This is a genomic window from Paenibacillus chungangensis, assembly GCF_042675905.1.
In the GTDB taxonomy this organism is placed as follows: domain Bacteria; phylum Bacillota; class Bacilli; order Paenibacillales; family Paenibacillaceae; genus Pristimantibacillus; species Pristimantibacillus chungangensis.
In genome coordinates, this window is sequence record NZ_JBHTJZ010000004.1 from 242,797 (window position 1) to 260,563 (window position 17,767).

Here is a 17,767-nt window from a genome sequence, read left to right on the forward strand (position 1 = left end):
GTGAATCTCCTCCATTTGGAATGGAATTTGTACGAAAAAACATATAAAATGAGTCTGCTGCTCGGTCCTCAATTCTCCATTGATTCGGCAACAGCCCCGTAGCGATTAGAAGTTGCTGCAGCTGTTCTCAGTAATTCGGCAGTACGTCAATACCTTTATTATGCATAATGCAGAGTTCAATATGAGAACAAACGTTCTATGCAAAATTTAAATTAAATAGTATAATGATGTAGAAGTTACTCGAATTATTGAGAAGAATTAATGAGAATTCATCAGGTTAAGTCACACGTCCCCCGCCTCTAATGTCTGTGTTATACTATGAATGTATGCATGTCATACGTTTTGGGAGGGCTATGCCGATGGAACAAGCGGAATTCATGTCGTTGGTACTCAGCAAGCTGGATAAGCTGGACGGTCTTGCTAGTGATGTCTCGGAATTGAAGAGAGACGTATCCGGTTTGAAAGAAGGTTTTAACGGACTTAAAGGTGAAGTGTCGAGCCTGAGGGAAGAGGTATCAGATCTGAAGTCGGACGTAGCAGAGTTGAAATCCGATGTGACTGTGCTGAAGTCGGACGTAGCGGAGTTGAAATCCGATGTGACTGTGCTGAAGTCGGACGTAGCGGAGTTGAAATCCGATGTGACTGTGCTGAAGTCGGACGTAGCGGAGTTGAAATCCGATGTGACTGTGCTGAAGTCGGACGTAGCGGAGCTGAAATCGGATGTCGCGGAGCTGAAATCGGATGTCGCAGAGCTCAGAGATCGGACGGATCGGATGGAGAGAAGTATAGAGGGCATGCGTGAAACGTTGGCCAAGACAGCAGAAGACGTGACAGAGCTGAAGATTGGACAAGCACGACACGAATCGATACTGGGACAGCTGGCTCTCCAGCACTTTGAAATGAAATATATATCCAATGAAATGAATACGTGAAAGCTGTATTACTTAACATAAAGGCATTAGGGGAGACCGACAGGACTTCCCTTTTTTGTCGTGACGCGTACAAAACAATTTACAAGCATAATTGACCGTTTCAAGCAAGCCACTCTTTTGCATAATGGAATTCATCATAACATATGGGAAAAGAGTGACAGTGGATGAGAGGTTCTTACTGTTGAGATATCGTGGACAAGAGAACGACGTTATTGGCGAGAGCGAACGAGGCTGCGACTATTGCTTTACAGCGATACGGGCTGGAACGGTCGGCTACGACTTTCATCCAACTGTCGGACACCATTACATACAAAATCGATACCGAGCGGCAAGAGAGCTACTTGCTCCGCTTGTATATCCATTCATTGTGCAAGGCTGAGCTCCAATCGGAATTGCACTTGTTGGAGTGGCTGCATGCAACCGGCGGTATGATAGTGCCAAGAGGCGCAGCCGCTTCGAATGGAGATATGATTATAGAAGTTGAAACGCGCGAGGGTGCGAAGAATTTCCTTGTGACGTTAATGCATTGGGTTGACGGCCAGTATGACGATAAGCCGGAGGAGGAGAGTCTGCGTCAGGTGGGACAGCTGCTCGGCAAGCTGCATGAGACGAGTGGAGCTTATATCCCGCCAGCGGGATTTACAAGGCCGGCTTGGGGAAGGGCCAGCTTCTCCAATGGCATGGCGAAGCTGGAGAGATACTATGACCGGTTTTTAAGCGACAAGGAGTGGGCATAGTATCAAGAAGCTGCTCGCAAAATATTGGCCTATCTGGCACTAATAGAGCAAAGCGGCAGCAGAAATCGGGGGCTCATTCATGGTGACGCTCACTTGGGAAATATCGTATTTCGTGAAGGATACCCCCGTCTAATTGATTTTGGCTTGTGTGGCTGCCCCTCTGCTAGAGCTTGGAATCCAGCAGAGGAAGGCGGTTATTGCAGGCTACGAGGAGATTAGAGGTCACGGGGCGGCGGATATGTCACAACTGGAAACCTTCTTTATTCTCCAAATGATATCCAACTATGCGCATCATTGCTCTAATTTTGCGGAGCTTGAGAATTTGAAAAAAGAACAGCCATACGCGCAGGCATTTCTGAAAAGTTATAGCGACGGCAGGAGCTTCCTGTTCTCTCTTATACAGCCAGTGCTTGATATTGAAGGGTGAATTTATGCAAAAAAGAGATGCTTTCCTTCACACGGGAAAGCATCTTTCTTTTGATCAGTGTTCTTTAATCTATCCCGGCATGACTACCATCAAGACCTTCTCCAACCCCAATTAGATCCGCTGCCGCTGTATCTTTCTAGCAGACTTACAGCTGAATTAGCGAAGGGGGAGACCAGCTTGGAAAACTCTCATTACAGCCGCATCATACAGGTCAGTAATGGAGAGATTCGTAAAAATGCTTTACCTAGCTTGAGGGTGAGCAGGGATTAACGTAACGCACGACAGAATTACGCATGGCCAGACGACTTCGTTCGTGCCATGTCCGTGATCCGGTCTCTCATCGCCGTCATGAATGCAATGCTGTCGTGCAGCGCTTCATCCGACTCGGGCCATCTACCGCATTCCGCGGAGATCATGCCTTTATATCCCATCGCGGCAACAGTCGCCATGAATTCTTCATAGGGATAGACACCTGTTCCGGGCGCCAGGCGTCCGGTGTCGGCGATATGAATATGGACAATCCAGTCCTTATAGGTCATCAGGGTGCTCAGAGGCTCATTCTCTTCCTCCATATGATAGAAGTCTGCAAGCACACGTATGGCAGGGTCATTGATCTGTGCAGTTAAGCGCACTGCTTCGGAGACGCTGTTGATCAGATTAGTCTCCTTCCGGTTCAGCGGCTCCAGTGCCAGCGTGACTCCTGTACCGCGCCATTCCTCTGCAATAAACGACAGACATCCCAGCAATTGCTGCTCGGCCCGCTGATGCTCCCACGCATCCGGCACCTTGCGGGCTCCGCCGCTGCCGAGTACAACGACTTTCGCGCCAATCTTGCTGGCCGCTTCGCCTGCCTTGTACGCATAACGACGGAAGCGATCGGGATCGGTGTCCGGCCCGACCAGCCTCATATCGCCAGGCGCGAATAAGTTCATTGCCCGCACGGGAATGGCCGATTCGGCATACGATGCCAGCTGCTCGGCCAATGCCGCTTCATTTCCTTCCAAGGGTAGAGAAGACAGGGGACATTCGATGTAATCAAGCTTTGCCTCTGCCAGCATCCCGGCTTGCTGCATTCCCGCACACCAGCCTATTTGTATCATCATCCAATCCCTCCTGGATAAATCATGCTTTTGTATAATTGTACGGTGGTGGGAAGAGGAGTAGAATAGCTTATAGTATGGCTTGATGTCAGATAGTACGATTGTAATGAGCGGTTGAACACCTCATTATTCTGTGAAGTTCATGGCAGGTGTGCCAAAAGTACGAAACAGGAGGGTAGAAGGTGAAACGAAGCATTCTGGACGAGCTTGGCGATTATGCGGAGCTGAAGCTGAACAATTACGGCTATGCAAGCCATGAGGCCAGCTGGATGGAGAGGAAGCGCCATCCCGACTACGACGTGTGGATGATAACGGATGGGGAAGTGATTCTCAATTTTGCAGGAAGCGAAGCGGTCGCTCGCGAGGGTGATCTGGTCTTCTTTCATCCCGGGATTGCTTATTCAGCCCGTTGCGAGCAGTCATCGTGCAGTCATTTGTTCATTCACTTCGACTTTTCGCTGGGCGAGAGGTATAACATTCTTCATGAATATGTGTCCATGGGCGTTATCCCTAAAGGACTGGTCCAAGAGGAGGTGGGGATGCTGCGTCAAGCGTTCCAGGCCTATAGAGAGAGCAGGCCAATGGCATCGTTGTTGCTGAGGGGCTATTTCCTCGCATTGATAGCCAGATTGCTTGCAATTCCCTTACCGGATCATGATGAAGAACGACGGAATCCAGAAGAAGGCCTGTCGAGGGCGCTTTCCCGCCTACAGCCGGCGCTTCGTTATATCGAGGAGCATGTCGGGAAGCCGATATCGGCCGATCTTCTAGCAGAGAAGACGGACATGTCACCCAAGTACTTCTACACTTTCTTCAAAGCGAATATCGGCTTCACGCCGCAGCACTATATCACCCGTATTCGGATGAATCGTGCACGGGAGCTGCTGCTGGAAGGGGGAGCGTCGGTAAAGGAGATTGCGTACAAGCTCGGTTATCCAGATCCCTATACGTTCTCGAAGCAATTCAAACGATTCCACAACGTGTCGCCATCCCGGTTCTCCGAGCATACCTAGAGCCGGGATGATGGAATGCGGTCGAATATCCTCGCAGTGATTATTTCTATGTAATTTGCAGGATTAGTACATGAAATAAAGAAATTGTTCTAAATGAATAGATTAGAACATGAACGGGGGAAGAGCATGAAGCAGCCGGAAACGACTGTAAAGCAAGATGTTCGGGCCTATTTGAAACGAATCGGACAAGAAGAAGCAGGCAAGCTGGATGCAGCGCTGCTGTTCGAGTTACAAAACAGCCATTTGCACACCGTGCCCTATGAAAATCTGGATATTCTGAACCGGCAGCCGCTATCGCTGGAAATACCGGATCTTCTGGATAAAATCGTGTACCGGCAGCGTGGCGGCTATTGTTTCGAGTTGAATGCGCTGTTCGGCTGGCTGCTGCGGCAACTTGGCTATACCGTGCATGACCGGATGGCTCGGTTCTGGAGGCAAGAGGAGAATGTACCGCCGAAGCGCCGTCATCAGGTGTTGAAGGTAGAGGCCGAGGGAGACTTTTATTTGGTCGATGTAGGCGTAGGGGGCATCGTGCCGCGCCGGCCCATCCGTATGATTGAGGGACTGGAGCAGGTACAGGGGGATGAATGCTACAAGCTGGAGCGCGACGCTGAATTCGGCTGGCTGCTATGCGAGCTCAAGCACGGAAGCTGGGAGTGGATCTACTCCTTCACGGAGGAACCGCAGTATGCGAAGGATTTCATTATGCCTTCCTTCTGGTGCGAGCATGCGGAGGACTCCATCTTCAGACAAGGCGCTATGCTGGCTGTCCGTACGAGTTCAGGCCGCAATACGGTGGCGGGCGAGGAATTCCGCATTTTCGATGACAATGGCGTTCATGCCTTTGTGCCGAAGTCGGAAGATGAATACAAGGAAGCGCTTCGGAAGTATTTCAATATTCATCTGCTATAGATGCATCGGTCCAAGGAACATGTGAGAGAGTGCCTAGTGATGAAAGAGCGCACATTCTATCCGCAGGAATACATGGATGACCTGGACATGGCTCTAACGGAAGACGGCTATTGGGGTTATCCGGAGCTGGCGACGGAGGAGAAAGGCGAGAAGCTCGTCGAGCTGCTGGAGGAGTGCGCACTGGCGTATATCGCTAATATTGAAGAGAAAATCGGCAAGCTGGGCGGCAGGCAGTCATCATTTATAGATGAGGAGACATCAGTCAACACGTCGTGGGGGCTGATGTTTTTCTTTTGGTGCAATAAGAATTAAGTCTTTCTTTCATTTGTGACAACAGGAGGAAAGATTTCTGCATGGCGCAGTTGCTATAATGAGTTAAGATGGGTCTTCTATATGAATTGGAAATGCTGATAGATTGAACTGGAATGCGAGGGGGAAATCGGAAGATGAATATATTGAGCAAAATGCTGGAGCCGATCCCGGTACCAAGAATGGTGCGGATCAGACAGAAATTCGATGATATGAAGCTGGAAAATCCGGCTCAGGTGCTGGAGGAGAAGCTGCAGGCCGCTCCTGCAATGGACGGGATCAGGCCCGGACAGCGCGTAGCGGTGGCGGTGGGCAGCAGAGGCATCGCCAATATCATCTCGCTGACCAAAACATTGATTGACGCGATAAAGGAGAGAGGCGCGAAGCCGTTCATCGTCCCTTGCATGGGTTCCCACGGGGGAGCGACGGATGAAGGACAGAAGGAAGTGCTGGAGCATCTGGGCATTACGGAGGCGTCGGTAGGCGCGCCAATCGAGTCGTCGATGGAAGTCATCAAGCTGGATCAGCTGGAGAACGGACTTCCCGTCTACGTTGACCGAATTGCCTCGGAGGCGGACGCGATCGTCGTTATTAACCGTGTCAAGCCGCATACGGCATTCAGGGGCACGGTTGAAAGCGGTATTATGAAAATGATTGCCATCGGTCTAGGCAAGCAGAAGGGGGCCGAAGCTTGCCATCAGCTCGGCTTCGCCCATATGGCGGAGAATGTGCCGAAGATGGCGAAGGTGATGATGGGCAAGCTGCCGATTCTGTTCGGCGTAGCGCTGGTGGAGAATGCATATGACGAGACATGCCGCATAGAAGTGCTGGCTGCCGATGAAGTGGAAGCCGAGGAGCCGGCGCTGCTGGTGGAAGCGAAGGCGCGACTGCCGAAGCTGCTCTTCCCGCAGATCGATGTACTCGTGATCGATTACATCGGCAAGAACATTAGCGGCGACGGCATGGACCCCAACGTGACGGGCCGCTATCCTACGCCGTACGCGCATGGCGGCCCGGAGGTGGGCAAGATGGTCGTGCTGGATCTGACGCCGGAGACGAAGGGCAATGCCAACGGTGTGGGTACGGCGGACTTCACGACGTCGCGGCTGGTCGACAAGTCGGACTGGCCGGCCACCTATGCGAACGGGCTGACCTCCACGGTATGCGCTCCGACCAAGATCGCCACGACGCTGTCGAGCGATCGCGATGCGATCAAGGCCGCGGTGAAGACGTGCAACATTCTGGATTACACGACATGCCGGATGGTTCGGATCAAGGATACGCTTCATCTGGGAGAGATCGAGATCTCGGAGACGCTGCTGGAGGAAGCTCGGCGGCATCCGGACATTGACATATTAACGGAGCCTTACGAGCTGACATTCGATGAAAGCGGGTATCTGACCAAATGACATCGACATCCAAATTCATCATTACAATCGATATCGGAACGACGAGCACGAAAGCGATGGCTGTCGACGAGCAAGGGGGAATCAGGGCTTCCTGTTCTTTTCCGTATCCGCTTCACGTGCCGAAGCCAGGCTACGCGGAGCAAGACCCGGATGAGATGGCCGCAGCCGTGGCGAAGGCTGTCCGCAAGGTGATGGAGGATGCAGACCTTCGCGCTGCGGACCTGCATGGCATCTCTTTCAGCTCAGCGATGCATTCTCTTATTGCCATCGACGGCGGAGGGAACAGGCTGACGGCGTGCATCACCTGGGCGGATCAACGCAGCATACGGCAAGCGGATGCGCTTAAGGCGAGCGGCCTCGGCTTAGACATTTACCGACGAACGGGGACGCCGATCCATCCCATGTCGCCGCTGTGCAAGCTCATATGGATGAAGGAGCAGGATGAAGAGACTTTCCGTCAGGCGGACATGTTCGTCGGCATTAAGGAATATATTTTGCACGATTGGTTCGGAAGGTATGTCATGGATTACTCTATAGCCGGTGCGACGGGGCTGTTCAATATTGAGACGCTGAACTGGGATGAGGGAGCGCTGGCGGCGGCGGGCGTGCTGGCGTCGCAATTGCCGGAGCTGGTGCCGACGACGGCGGTATTGAGCGGTATGCGGGATAGTGCCCGCCAGCTGCTCGGGCTGGATGTGGATGTGCCGGTAGTCATCGGTTCATCCGATGGCGTGCTGGCTAATCTGGGAGTCGGCATTGTAAGCTCGGAGGCTGCTGCCGTCACCATCGGGACGAGCGGAGCGGTGCGTACGACGCTGAGCCAGCCGCTGACGCATCCTGCGGGCGACTTGTTCTGTTACTGCCTGACGGAGCAGCATTGGGTTATCGGCGGCGCCGTGAACAATGGCGGCATTGCGCTGCAATGGATCAAGGAGCTGCTGTACGATCACGTCGGGGAAGAGCTGTCCGATCGGGACGTGCTGACGGCGATGAACGAATGGGCTGCATCCGTCGCGCCGGGATCGGATGGACTGCTCTGTCTGCCGCTGTTCACGGGCGAGCGCGCGCCTTACTATAATGCCAACGCCAGAGGCGCTTTCGTCGGATTGACGCTGTCCCATAAGCAGAGACATATGGTGCGAGCCGTCATGGAAGGCGTCATGTACCAGATCGCGAGCGTCGTCCGCTCCATGGAGCAGTTAAGCGGCGATATTGAAGAGCTGTGGGCATCCGGCGGCTTCGCGAATTCGCTGCTTTGGCGCCAGATGATGGCGGATATTACCGGCGTAGCGACCCGTGTGCCGGACGATATCGAGAGCTCAGGTCTTGGCGCGGCGAAGCTGGCGCTGTATGCGCTCGGCGTGACGCCGTCGATCGATCCCGGCTGGAAGAAGGACGGAGGCAGCCTTTATACCGTTAATGAACGACATCATGAGGTATACGAGGAGATTCTGCCGATCTATAGAAGAACGTACGAAGCGCTGAAGGCGTCGTTCGATGAAATAAGCGAATTCCAGAAATCATAAAACATATTATCCTAAATAGGGAGAAATGGAGAGTGCTATGGTGAACTTATTCGATTTGACGGGCAAGACTGCGGTTGTATTTGGCGGCAATGGGGTGCTGGGCGGCGCAATAAGCAAGGGACTGGCGCAGCATGGCTGCGCAGTTGCCGTCGTCGGGCGGAATCAGGAGAAGGCGGAGGAAGTGAAGGCGAGCATCGTGGAAGCCGGCGGCCGCAGCGAGAAATTCCAGGCGGACGCGACGAGCAAGGCGGATCTGCGCCGTGTGGCCGAGGAAGTGAAGGCTTGGACCGGCCGTATCGATATCGTGGTGAATTGTCCCGGAACGAACAGCGCCACGCCGTTCTTCGAGCTGGAGGAGGAGGAGTGGGATTCCATTCTGGATGTCAACCTGAAGAGCGTCATGCTGGCCTCCCAAGTATTCGGCGAAGTGCTTATCCAGCAGGGGCAAGGGGGAAGCATCATTAATATCTCTTCCGTCTCTTCCGGACCGCCGCTGTCGAAGGTATTCACTTATTCCATCTCCAAGGCCGGCGTCAATAATATGACGCAGTTCCTGGCACGGGAGTTCGCTGAGCATAATATCCGCGTGAATGCGATTATACCAGGCTTCTTCCCGGCGGAGCAAAATCGTAAAATATTGAAGCCGGAGCGCGTGGAGTCGATTATGAACCATACGCCGATGAACCGATTCGGCAATCCGGAAGAGCTGCAGGGAGCAGCGGTATGGCTCGCGTCGGAGAAAGCTTCCGGCTTCGTCACAGGCACGCTTGTCCGCGTGGACGGCGGCTTTGGCGCGATGACGATATAGGCATGCAAGCGTTTTGAAACCGGGTAAGAGGAAGGAGTTGCTGCTTAAGATGCCATGGGACAAATATGAGCGACTGAAAACGGTTTTGCGTCAGATGGACAGTGTCGTCGTTGCCTTCTCGGGGGGAGTGGACAGCACCTTGTTGCTCAAGGGCGCCATCGATGCGCTGGGGAGAGAGCGCGTGCTGGCTGTTACTGCCGATTCGGAAACGTACCCGTCCAGCGAGCTGCAGGAGGCAATCGCGATCGCACAGCAGCTGGGCGTGCAGCATAAAGTGATCGAGACTTCGGAATTGTCTATTCCCGGATATGCGGAGAATGACAGGAACCGTTGTTACTTCTGCAAGCAGGGGTTATTCACGGAGATTAAGCCGATCATGGAGCAGGCGGGTTATCAAGGGCTCGTATACGGCTTGATCGCAGACGATATGAGCGAGCATCGTCCCGGCACGCAAGCGGCGAAGGAGCACGGCGTTCGCGGACCTCTGCAGGAAGCAGAGTTGTATAAAGATGAAATTCGCCTGCTTGCCAAGGAACTGGGGCTGCCCAATTGGGATAAGCCGTCCTTCGCCTGTCTGTCCTCCCGTGTCGCCTACGGCGAACGGATCACGCAAGAGAAGCTGAGCCGGATCGAGAAGTCGGAGCTGTTCCTGCGGAAGCTGGGCATCAGACAAGTCCGGGTGCGCACACATGGGGATATGGCCAGAATTGAAGTGGAGGCCGATGCCGTGCCGATCGTTATGCAATACAGGGAATCGATTCATGAGGCGCTGCAAAGCTTCGGCTATCAATTCGTTACGATGGATCTGGCGGGCTATAAAAGCGGCAGCATGAACAGAAGTTTAGATGTGGATGTGGCGCGATGATGAGTGGATTCCAGGACTTGGGGTTTGGCAAAATCGACATCGACAGAGAACAACGGACGGGACATCCCGAGATCATATTTGGCGCTGGCAAAACGCCGGAACAGATTGCGGCCATCTTCCGCACGTTAACGGAAGCGCATGGCTGCGCGATGGTGACGCGGGCGTCGGACGAGGCTGCCGTAGAAGTAGCGAAGTTATACCCGGATGCGAAGCTGGATGAGACCTCGCGATTGCTGACCTATGGCAGAAGGAACCGACAGCTGCCGGGCAAAGTGCTGGTGCTTAGCGCCGGTACATCAGATATTGCGGTAGCGGGGGAAGCGGCGGGTACTGCGGAATGGCTTGGCTGTCAGGTGGAGCGTGTATTCGACGTAGGAGTTGCGGGCATCGACCGCCTGCTGGCTTATCGATCGCAAATACGGGAAGCCAGCGTACTGATCGTTGTAGCGGGAATGGAAGGCGCTCTGGCGAGTGTTGTCGGCGGCATGGTCCGCCGTCCGGTCATCGCAGTGCCGACGTCGGTCGGTTACGGCGCTCACTTCCAAGGGCTGACTCCGCTGCTCGCGATGCTGACATCGTGCGCCGCAGGCGTATCGGTCGTCAATATTGACAATGGCTTCGGAGCCGGGTATCAGGCGGCGAATATTTTGCAGCTGGTTGAAGAGAGCGGGGGAGAGAGATGAAATCGTTATACTTGGATTGCTCGTACGGGATCGCGGGGGATATGACCCTTGCCGCATTGCTTGATCTTGGGGCGGACAGGGAGTACGTTGCCGCCGAATTGAAGCGGCTTCCCATTGATCCGTTCAAGCTCGAGACTAATCATGTGATGCGCTGCGGCATGCGAGGACTGCATTTGAAGGTGGAGCTGGACGGCGGAAGCGGACATGCCCACGACCATGCGCACAGTCATGATCACGATCATGTGCACAATCATGCGCACAGCCATGATCACGATCATGTGCACAATCATGCGCACAGCCATGATCACGATCATGTGCACAATCATGCGCACAGCCATGATCACGATCATGTGCATAGTCATGCGCATAGCCATGATCACGATCATGCGCACAGTCATGATCATGAACATGGGCATCATCATGGACATAGTCATGATCACGATCATGTCCATCGCAAGGCGAAGGATATTCTTGCGATGATCAGAGAGAGTGACATGCCGTCAAGGGTGAAGGAGAGAAGTAGTCGTATTTTTCAGGAGATTGCCGTCGCGGAAGCCAAGATTCACGGCATATCTATTGAAGACGTGCACTTCCACGAGGTTGGCGCGATGGACTCCATTATCGACATTATCGGCGTCTGTCTGGCGCTGGAATCACTTCAGATCGAGCATATTTATGCGGGGCCTGTGGCGACGGGTTACGGCTACATGCGCATGGCGCACGGGTTGTATCCGCTGCCGGCGCCGGCAACATCGGAGCTGTTGAAGGGGTTGCGCCTTGCCGACTTCAATGCGAAGGGCGAGCTAACGACGCCGACCGGAGCGGGTATCATCAGAGCGCTCGCGACGCAGCTGGAGCATCTGCCTCCTTCCTCTATAGAGCATATAGGATATGGCGCGGGAACGAAGGATTTTGCCCACCCCAATATATTAAGGGCGTTTATTATTGACCCCTCTAATAAGGATGAGTCCGCCAATAGAAGGGATCGTCATCAGGAGCAGATTGCGGTGCTGGAAGCACAGGTAGACGATATGCCGGGCGAAGCGCTTGGCTATCTGATGGAGTCCTTGTTCCGCGAGGGGGCGAAGGACGTCTATTACACGCCGGTCCAGATGAAGAAGAATCGCCCCGGTACACTGATAACGGTACTATCTTCTCTTGAACAGGCGGATGAACTGGAAGCCATCTTATTCAAGGAATCTTCTACATTCGGCGTACGCCGAAGCTTCCTACAGCGAAGCGCACTGGAACGTACCATCACCAAGAGGGAAACACCATATGGCGAAATACGGGTGAAGGAAGGTATTTGGCGTGGTCAGCGTTTGAAAGCAACTCCTGAATACGAAGATGTGGCTAGCGCTGCACGTCGGCATGGCGCAACATTCGATGAAGTTTACCAGTCTGTCGTTCATGGGCTGAGCGAGTAATTACCGACTGAGCATGATGGCGATTAGATGAATGGGTGTGGAAGATGACTACTCCATAGTGAAGCCTGCTTTCAATATCAGAAGATTTCTGCTCGAAATCTCTTGATTTGGAAGCAGGCTTCTATAACTGGCGATACTGTCAATCATGCCAGCATTGCTGTCTCTACGGGGTCTGTTAACTTTATCAGCTGTGCTGATCCTGCAAGTTTGCCGGCTTTTTAGCTGCAGCTTATAGGCTTGCAGCTTGCCAGCTCGTCTAACTGGATTTCATGCTGTACATTTTTCAATATGCACCTTTTTGTCGCCACTAACTGGATTTTATGATACTAATATGATCGATTGTCGGGATGATGCGCTGAATGACCTCATATAACTGTACCTATTCCATTTACAGGAGATCAGAATGGCGATCTCGCATCTATTAACTACACGAAATACAGTTAGATGTGTCTAACGTCATGTACGGTTGATTGTACCGCTATTGAATGCGACTCGCTCCTCGGATCGAATGATTAATGACCACGTCTGCCCCCTAGCAGCCATGAAGTTCGTTGCAAGCGAATAAATGTGATCATGACAGTTTACTTACGGTTAGCGCTCAAACGTTTCTTTGTACAGGAAAAAGTAAATGTTGTTCGTTGCCAAATGAACACTTGTTGGTCGATGTGAAGGATGGTTTGTCTACATTTCGCCATGTAAGCGCTTATAATTCTAGGTGTGAAAACTTAATTTTCCTTTGAAAGGGGAGAAGAGTTGTATGGCGGAAATGTGGATGAAGCACGCATTAGGAAGATGGAAGGTGCAGATGGCAAGCATGCTGGCACTTGCCATGTTGGTGGGCTTATGTCCGGCAATAGGAATGGGGGGATCTAGTGTACATGCGTCTGGCGGCGGCAATTTGTTGAATAATGGAGGCTACGAGACGTTGAATGGGACGATCCCGGCTGGATGGGGGGCATGGGTATCAAGCGGCAGCCCTGTTTTTTCAGTAGATGAAAGTGTGTATAAGGGAGGGCAGCGTTCCTTTAAAATTACGGCTACAACCGTAAGTCGCGGAACCATCTTTCAAACTATTCCACTAACTTCTGAGCAAAAGGGCAAAAACTATAAGCTGTCGCAGTGGATCAAGACGGAGAATGTGACAGGCTCCGGGGCATTCAACCGGATGTTCTTCACGAATAGCTCCGGCAGTAGGGTGGGCGATCTAATCGAGCTGCCTAGACTAACAGGTACGCAGGATTGGACGCTTGTCGAGCATGAAGTATCCATTCCGAACGATCCTGTGATCGCAGGAATCAAAGTGGAGAATTTCTTCGAGACGGGTACCGGGGAAGCCTGGTTCGACGATGCTGTCTTCCAGGAGATCGTGCCTGATCTTAACCGGGTTATTAATGGCAGCTTCGAGGAGGCGGACAGCAACGGCAAGCCGACTGGCTGGGGGACATGGATTCCCATAGGTACTCCTGCGATTGAACTGGACAATAGTCAGTATCATTCCGGCGCTTCATCGGTACGCGTAGAAGCCACAAGTACAGGGCGCGCTGCACTTGTGCAGAGCATTCAGCTGTCCCCTGCGGATATCGGCGGCACGTTCAAGGTGGAATCCTGGATCAAGACGCTGGATTTGACAGGCAGCGCGTTGACAAGACTGCAGTTCGTGAACAGCTCCGGCACGCGTGCGGGGGATCTGGTTATGTTCGGCTCCGTCTCCGGAACGCAAGACTGGACCAAGCTGGAGAAGGTCGTTCAAGTGCCGGACAATCTGGATATCGTGTATGTGAAGATTGAGCATTTCTTCGAGCAAGGCACGGGAACGGCCTGGTTCGACGATACCACATTCATGAACTGGGTGCCGCTGCAGGGAATCACTCTGTCGAGCAATGGATTGACGATGAGTATAGGCGGAACGCAAGCATTAACAGTCAATACGATGCCTAGCAACGCATCCGATTCTTCGGTCACTTGGTCGTCCAGCCATCCTCAAGTAGCTTCGGTTCAGGATGGAGTCGTCACGGCGCATGCGGAAGGATTGGCTGTGGTGACGGCTACGAGCAATGACGGAGGGCTTAAAGCTTCAGCGACAGTCATCGTAGGGCAATCGGATACAATTACCGCGGAAGATGCAAGTGCAGTTTTGGATGAGAACGGATCGGCACAAGGTCAGGTGAACGCTACATCAACCACCGGCTCCTCGTTGTCCTATTGGGTGCTGACCACTCCTGCCCAGGGCATTGCCCATGTGACGGCAGACGGTGTCTGGAGCTATTACCCGGACGAAAATGTGACGGGCGCCGATGAGTTTATCATCGCTGTTGAAGACATGAACGGAGGGTTCACTATTTCGCGCGTCAGCTTGCAGATTAATGCTGTGAATGCACCCCCTACAGGAGGGGAAGGCATTCATCCAACAGATAAAAATACACCGGTTCAAGCGAAAGTATCCGCAACCGATCCCGATGGTGACATACTGCTCTATAGCATGCTGAGCAATCCACAGCATGGTTCTGTTACATTGGATGCTAACGGCGATTGGACGTATACGCCGAACACGGATTATACTGGCGCAGATCAATTCACAGTCTCAGTCAGTGACGGCAACGGCGGCTTGCTGGAGTCGATCATGCGGGTGTATACGGCGCCGACGTCGGAGGAGATTATCGCTTCACTGAAGGCTGCCAATCCGCAGAATCAGCATCCGCGCATATTAGCGACAGCTTCCGACTTCCAGCGGATGCGGGACCTGGTTGACGTGGATGCCCGATTCACGGGATGGTTCAATACGGTGAAGGAAGAAGCGGATCAGATTCTACTTCAGCCGGTGAAGGATTATGATAAGCCGGACGGGCTTCGACTGGATACGACCTCCTCAAGACGTATCGTTACCCTTGCCTTCGCCTATCAGCTTACAGGCGATACGGTCTATGCCGATCGGGCTTGGCAGGAGCTGGCGCATGTGTCCAGCAGCGCTTATCCTGACTGGAGCCCCGGTCATTATCTGGATACGGCTACGATGACATATGGTGTAGGTATCGGCTATGATTGGCTGTACGATTATTTGACACAAGCGCAGCGGGATACGGTCCGTCAGGCGATCGTCGACAAAGGCTTGACTCCTGCAGTGCCGATGTATGTAGATAAGACGTACTGGTGGGTGTATAACCGCGATAATTGGAATTTTGTCTGCAATGCGGGGATGACCATTGGCGCGCTTGCGATTGCCGATGAAGAGGAGCAACTGGCAGGACTCATTCTGAGAGAAGCGTTCAAGTCGATTCAATATGGCTTGCCGCAATATGCGCCGGACGGGTCCGCGAAGGAAGGGCCAAGCTATTGGGAATACGGTACCATTTACTTGTTGTACTTCTTGTCCGGACTGGAGACGACCTTCGGTCATGATTACGGCTTCTCTAGCAGTGAAGGATTAGATGAGACGCCGCTGTATCCGATTCATATAGCAGGACCGGGAGGCGCCTTCAATTATTTCGATAATTCGGAATCGCTCATACCGGGAAGAACGCTGCTATGGTTCGCCAAGCATGATAACAAGCCTGAGTATACCTGGTATCATCAGTTCGCCGAGAAGAGCGGACGTACCGGCGGGTTGTACGACGCATTGTGGTATAGGCCTGAATTATACGGGGCCAACGCTCCGCAGGAGCTTGACCGCCAGTTCGAGATTCCGGAAGCCGTCACGATGCGCAGCGATTGGGATGATCCGGGCGCAATGTTCGCCGGCTTCAAGGGCGGCATGAACGGCGCGCCGCATGGCGATCTGGATACGGGCACATTCGTGCTGGATGCGCATGGCGTACGTTGGGCGCTGGATATCGGATCGGAGAATTATAACCTGCCGGGCTACTGGAACATGAGTGAGAACGGGCAGCGCTGGACGTATTATCGCAAGCGTGCGGAAGGCCACAATACGCTGATTATCTCGCCATCTGCAGGACCGGACCAAGACGTGGACAGTCTGTCCCCCATAACAACTACTTCGTTCAATCAGACCGGCGGGGCTTATGCGATATCCGATCTGACCCCTGCTTATCAGAAGCAGTCTGCTTCGGTCAAGCGCGGCGTAGCGCTGATTGACGAACGGCGCCAATTCCTGGTACAGGATGAGATTGTGAACAAAATGCCATCGGAGCTGTACTGGTTCATGCATACGCGAGCTTCGATTGAGATCGGTCAGGACGGCACCAGCGCCATACTGAGTCAAGACGGCCGCCAGCTGTATGTGAAGCTGCTGACGCCGGGAAATGCCGCATTCTCGGTGATGGACGCTGTACCGCTGCCGACCTCTCCGAATCCGTCTGGTCAGACATCCAACTACGGCGTGAAGAAGCTGACGATCCATATGGAAGATGTACTGAACGAGACGATTAGCGTATGGATGGTGCCGTTGATGCCGGGAGAGACGCCTCCGAGCACGCTGCCATCTGTTGTGCCATTGGAATCGTGGTCGGTGCAGAATGGTCAGCTTGCCAAGCTAAGCGGATTAACGATAGACGGTGTAGCGCTGGAAGAATTCGACTCTGCCCGTTATATGTATGAGCTATCTATTCCTGCTAGCGAGGCCTCTATTCCAGTTATTGGCGCAACTGCCGCAGGAAGCTATAACGTTCAAGTTCAGCAAGCAAGCGGGATTCCGGGTTATGCCAAAATTACAGTGACCGACCCGCAAGGCTTCGCCAAACCGACTACCTATTATGTGACGATGGAGCATCCTGTAACGTATGGCATCCCGGATAATCGTCCCATCTGGCAGCCGCAGTCGGTTACAGCAAGCGACCATGACGGCAACGTACCGGAAAATACAATAGATGACAGCATCATTACGCGATGGTCGGCTGCAGGTGAGCAATGGATTCAGTACGATCTGGGTGAAAGCCGTCCGATTGGTGCCATTAGCGCCGCGTTCTATAATGGAAATATCAGATCCAGTTACTTCAAAATTGAAGTCTCGGAGGATGGACAGACATGGCAGCAGGCGTTCGAAGGCAACAGCTCCGGCGAATCGGTGGATCATGAGTTGTTCGCATTCCCTGAGCAGTCGGGCCGTTATGTCCGCATCACAGGCTTCGGCAACAATCAGAACCATTGGAACAGCTACACTGAGGTGAAGATATACGGTTCGCCGGCCACTCCGACTCTGGCGGAAGTATCGCTCTCTTGCGGTAGCTGTGATCCCATTAATCGCAAGGACAAGGCAGAATTACAGGTTATGCTGAAGCTAAGCAACGGGAAAGTATTGGATCAATCTCAAGCGCTTTTAACGTTCTTTACCACAAATTATAAAGTGGCTAATGTAGTCGATGGCAAAGTGCATACCCAAAAAACGGGGGAAGCGGATATATGGGTAGAAGCGACTTATGAAGGGAACACCATCACTTCTGAGCCGTTACACGTACGCGTCATCAAGAAAAACGGGCATGGTTCCGATGATGACGATGGCACTGAAGACGATGACGACGAAGAAGAAGATGACGATGATGATGACGTCGATGAGGATGAAGATGTAGATGTAGAGGACGAAGATGATGACGAAGATGATAACGATGATGAATAAGTAACGGGATGAAACATAAACATCATGAATGAATGCCGGGGGACAACGCAAAC

General features: G+C 52.8%; 13 protein-coding genes and 1 pseudogene. 13 read left to right on the top strand and 1 reads right to left on the bottom strand.

Annotated elements, in window-relative coordinates:
* The first annotated feature begins 359 nt into the window (after positions 1-359).
* The 3 genes and pseudogenes from ACFQ2I_RS01805 (at position 360) to ACFQ2I_RS01815 (ending at position 2,096) form a co-directional block, all read left to right on the top strand.
* The gene (locus ACFQ2I_RS01805) at positions 360-932 is read left to right on the top strand and encodes a hypothetical protein (protein ID WP_377561763.1); all 573 of its coding nucleotides are present in this window, start codon (positions 360-362) and stop codon (positions 930-932) included.
* 365 nt (positions 933-1,297) lie between these two features.
* Positions 1,298-1,888: pseudogene (locus tag ACFQ2I_RS01810) on the top strand (phosphotransferase enzyme family protein).
* Entirely contained in the window at positions 1,803-2,096 is a 294-nt protein-coding gene (locus ACFQ2I_RS01815) for a hypothetical protein (RefSeq protein WP_377561962.1), read from the top strand. Before ACFQ2I_RS01810 ends, ACFQ2I_RS01815 begins: the two are co-directional and overlap by 86 nt.
* 287 nt (positions 2,097-2,383) lie before the next feature.
* Here ACFQ2I_RS01815 and ACFQ2I_RS01820 read toward each other — a convergent pair whose 3' ends face one another.
* Entirely contained in the window at positions 2,384-3,199 is an 816-nt protein-coding gene (locus ACFQ2I_RS01820; RefSeq protein ID WP_377561764.1) for a sugar phosphate isomerase/epimerase family protein, read from the bottom strand.
* 179 nt (positions 3,200-3,378) lie between these two features.
* Between ACFQ2I_RS01820 and ACFQ2I_RS01825 the strand changes: the two genes are divergently transcribed.
* The 10 genes from ACFQ2I_RS01825 (at position 3,379) to ACFQ2I_RS01870 (ending at position 17,714) form a co-directional block, all read left to right on the top strand.
* Entirely contained in the window at positions 3,379-4,209 is an 831-nt protein-coding gene (locus ACFQ2I_RS01825; RefSeq protein ID WP_377561765.1) for a helix-turn-helix domain-containing protein, read from the top strand.
* 126 nt (positions 4,210-4,335) lie between these two features.
* Positions 4,336-5,121 carry an arylamine N-acetyltransferase family protein gene (locus ACFQ2I_RS01830; protein ID WP_377561766.1) on the top strand — a complete coding sequence of 262 codons (786 nt, stop codon included), beginning with the start codon at positions 4,336-4,338 and terminating at the stop codon, positions 5,119-5,121.
* Positions 5,122-5,160: 39 nt separating this feature from the next.
* On the top strand, positions 5,161-5,433 hold the full coding sequence (locus tag ACFQ2I_RS01835; protein ID WP_377561767.1) for a hypothetical protein: 273 nt from the start codon (positions 5,161-5,163) through the stop codon (positions 5,431-5,433).
* Between the two features lie 134 nt (positions 5,434-5,567).
* Positions 5,568-6,839, top strand: a complete 1,272-nt coding sequence (locus ACFQ2I_RS01840) for a lactate racemase domain-containing protein (RefSeq protein ID WP_377561768.1) — start codon at positions 5,568-5,570, stop codon at positions 6,837-6,839.
* Positions 6,836-8,365, top strand: a complete 1,530-nt coding sequence (locus ACFQ2I_RS01845) for a gluconokinase (protein ID WP_377561770.1) — start codon at positions 6,836-6,838, stop codon at positions 8,363-8,365. The genes ACFQ2I_RS01840 and ACFQ2I_RS01845 overlap by 4 nt, the downstream gene beginning before the upstream one ends.
* Positions 8,366-8,402: 37 nt before the next feature.
* On the top strand, positions 8,403-9,173 hold the full coding sequence (locus ACFQ2I_RS01850; protein ID WP_377561771.1) for an SDR family oxidoreductase: 771 nt from the start codon (positions 8,403-8,405) through the stop codon (positions 9,171-9,173).
* Positions 9,174-9,222: 49 nt separating this feature from the next.
* Entirely contained in the window at positions 9,223-10,038 is an 816-nt protein-coding gene (gene larE, locus ACFQ2I_RS01855) for an ATP-dependent sacrificial sulfur transferase LarE (RefSeq protein ID WP_377561772.1), read from the top strand.
* On the top strand, positions 10,035-10,721 hold the full coding sequence (gene larB, locus ACFQ2I_RS01860; RefSeq protein WP_377561773.1) for a nickel pincer cofactor biosynthesis protein LarB: 687 nt from the start codon (positions 10,035-10,037) through the stop codon (positions 10,719-10,721). Before larE ends, larB begins: the two co-directional genes overlap by 4 nt.
* Positions 10,718-12,148, top strand: coding sequence for a nickel pincer cofactor biosynthesis protein LarC (gene larC, locus ACFQ2I_RS01865; protein WP_377561774.1), 1,431 nt, complete (start codon positions 10,718-10,720; stop codon positions 12,146-12,148). The genes larB and larC overlap by 4 nt, the downstream gene beginning before the upstream one ends.
* A 757-nt stretch (positions 12,149-12,905) precedes the next feature.
* Positions 12,906-17,714: an Ig-like domain-containing protein gene (locus tag ACFQ2I_RS01870; RefSeq protein ID WP_377561775.1), complete on the top strand. Its 4,809-nt coding sequence runs from the start codon at positions 12,906-12,908 to the stop codon at positions 17,712-17,714.
* The last annotated feature ends 53 nt before the right edge of the window (positions 17,715-17,767 follow it).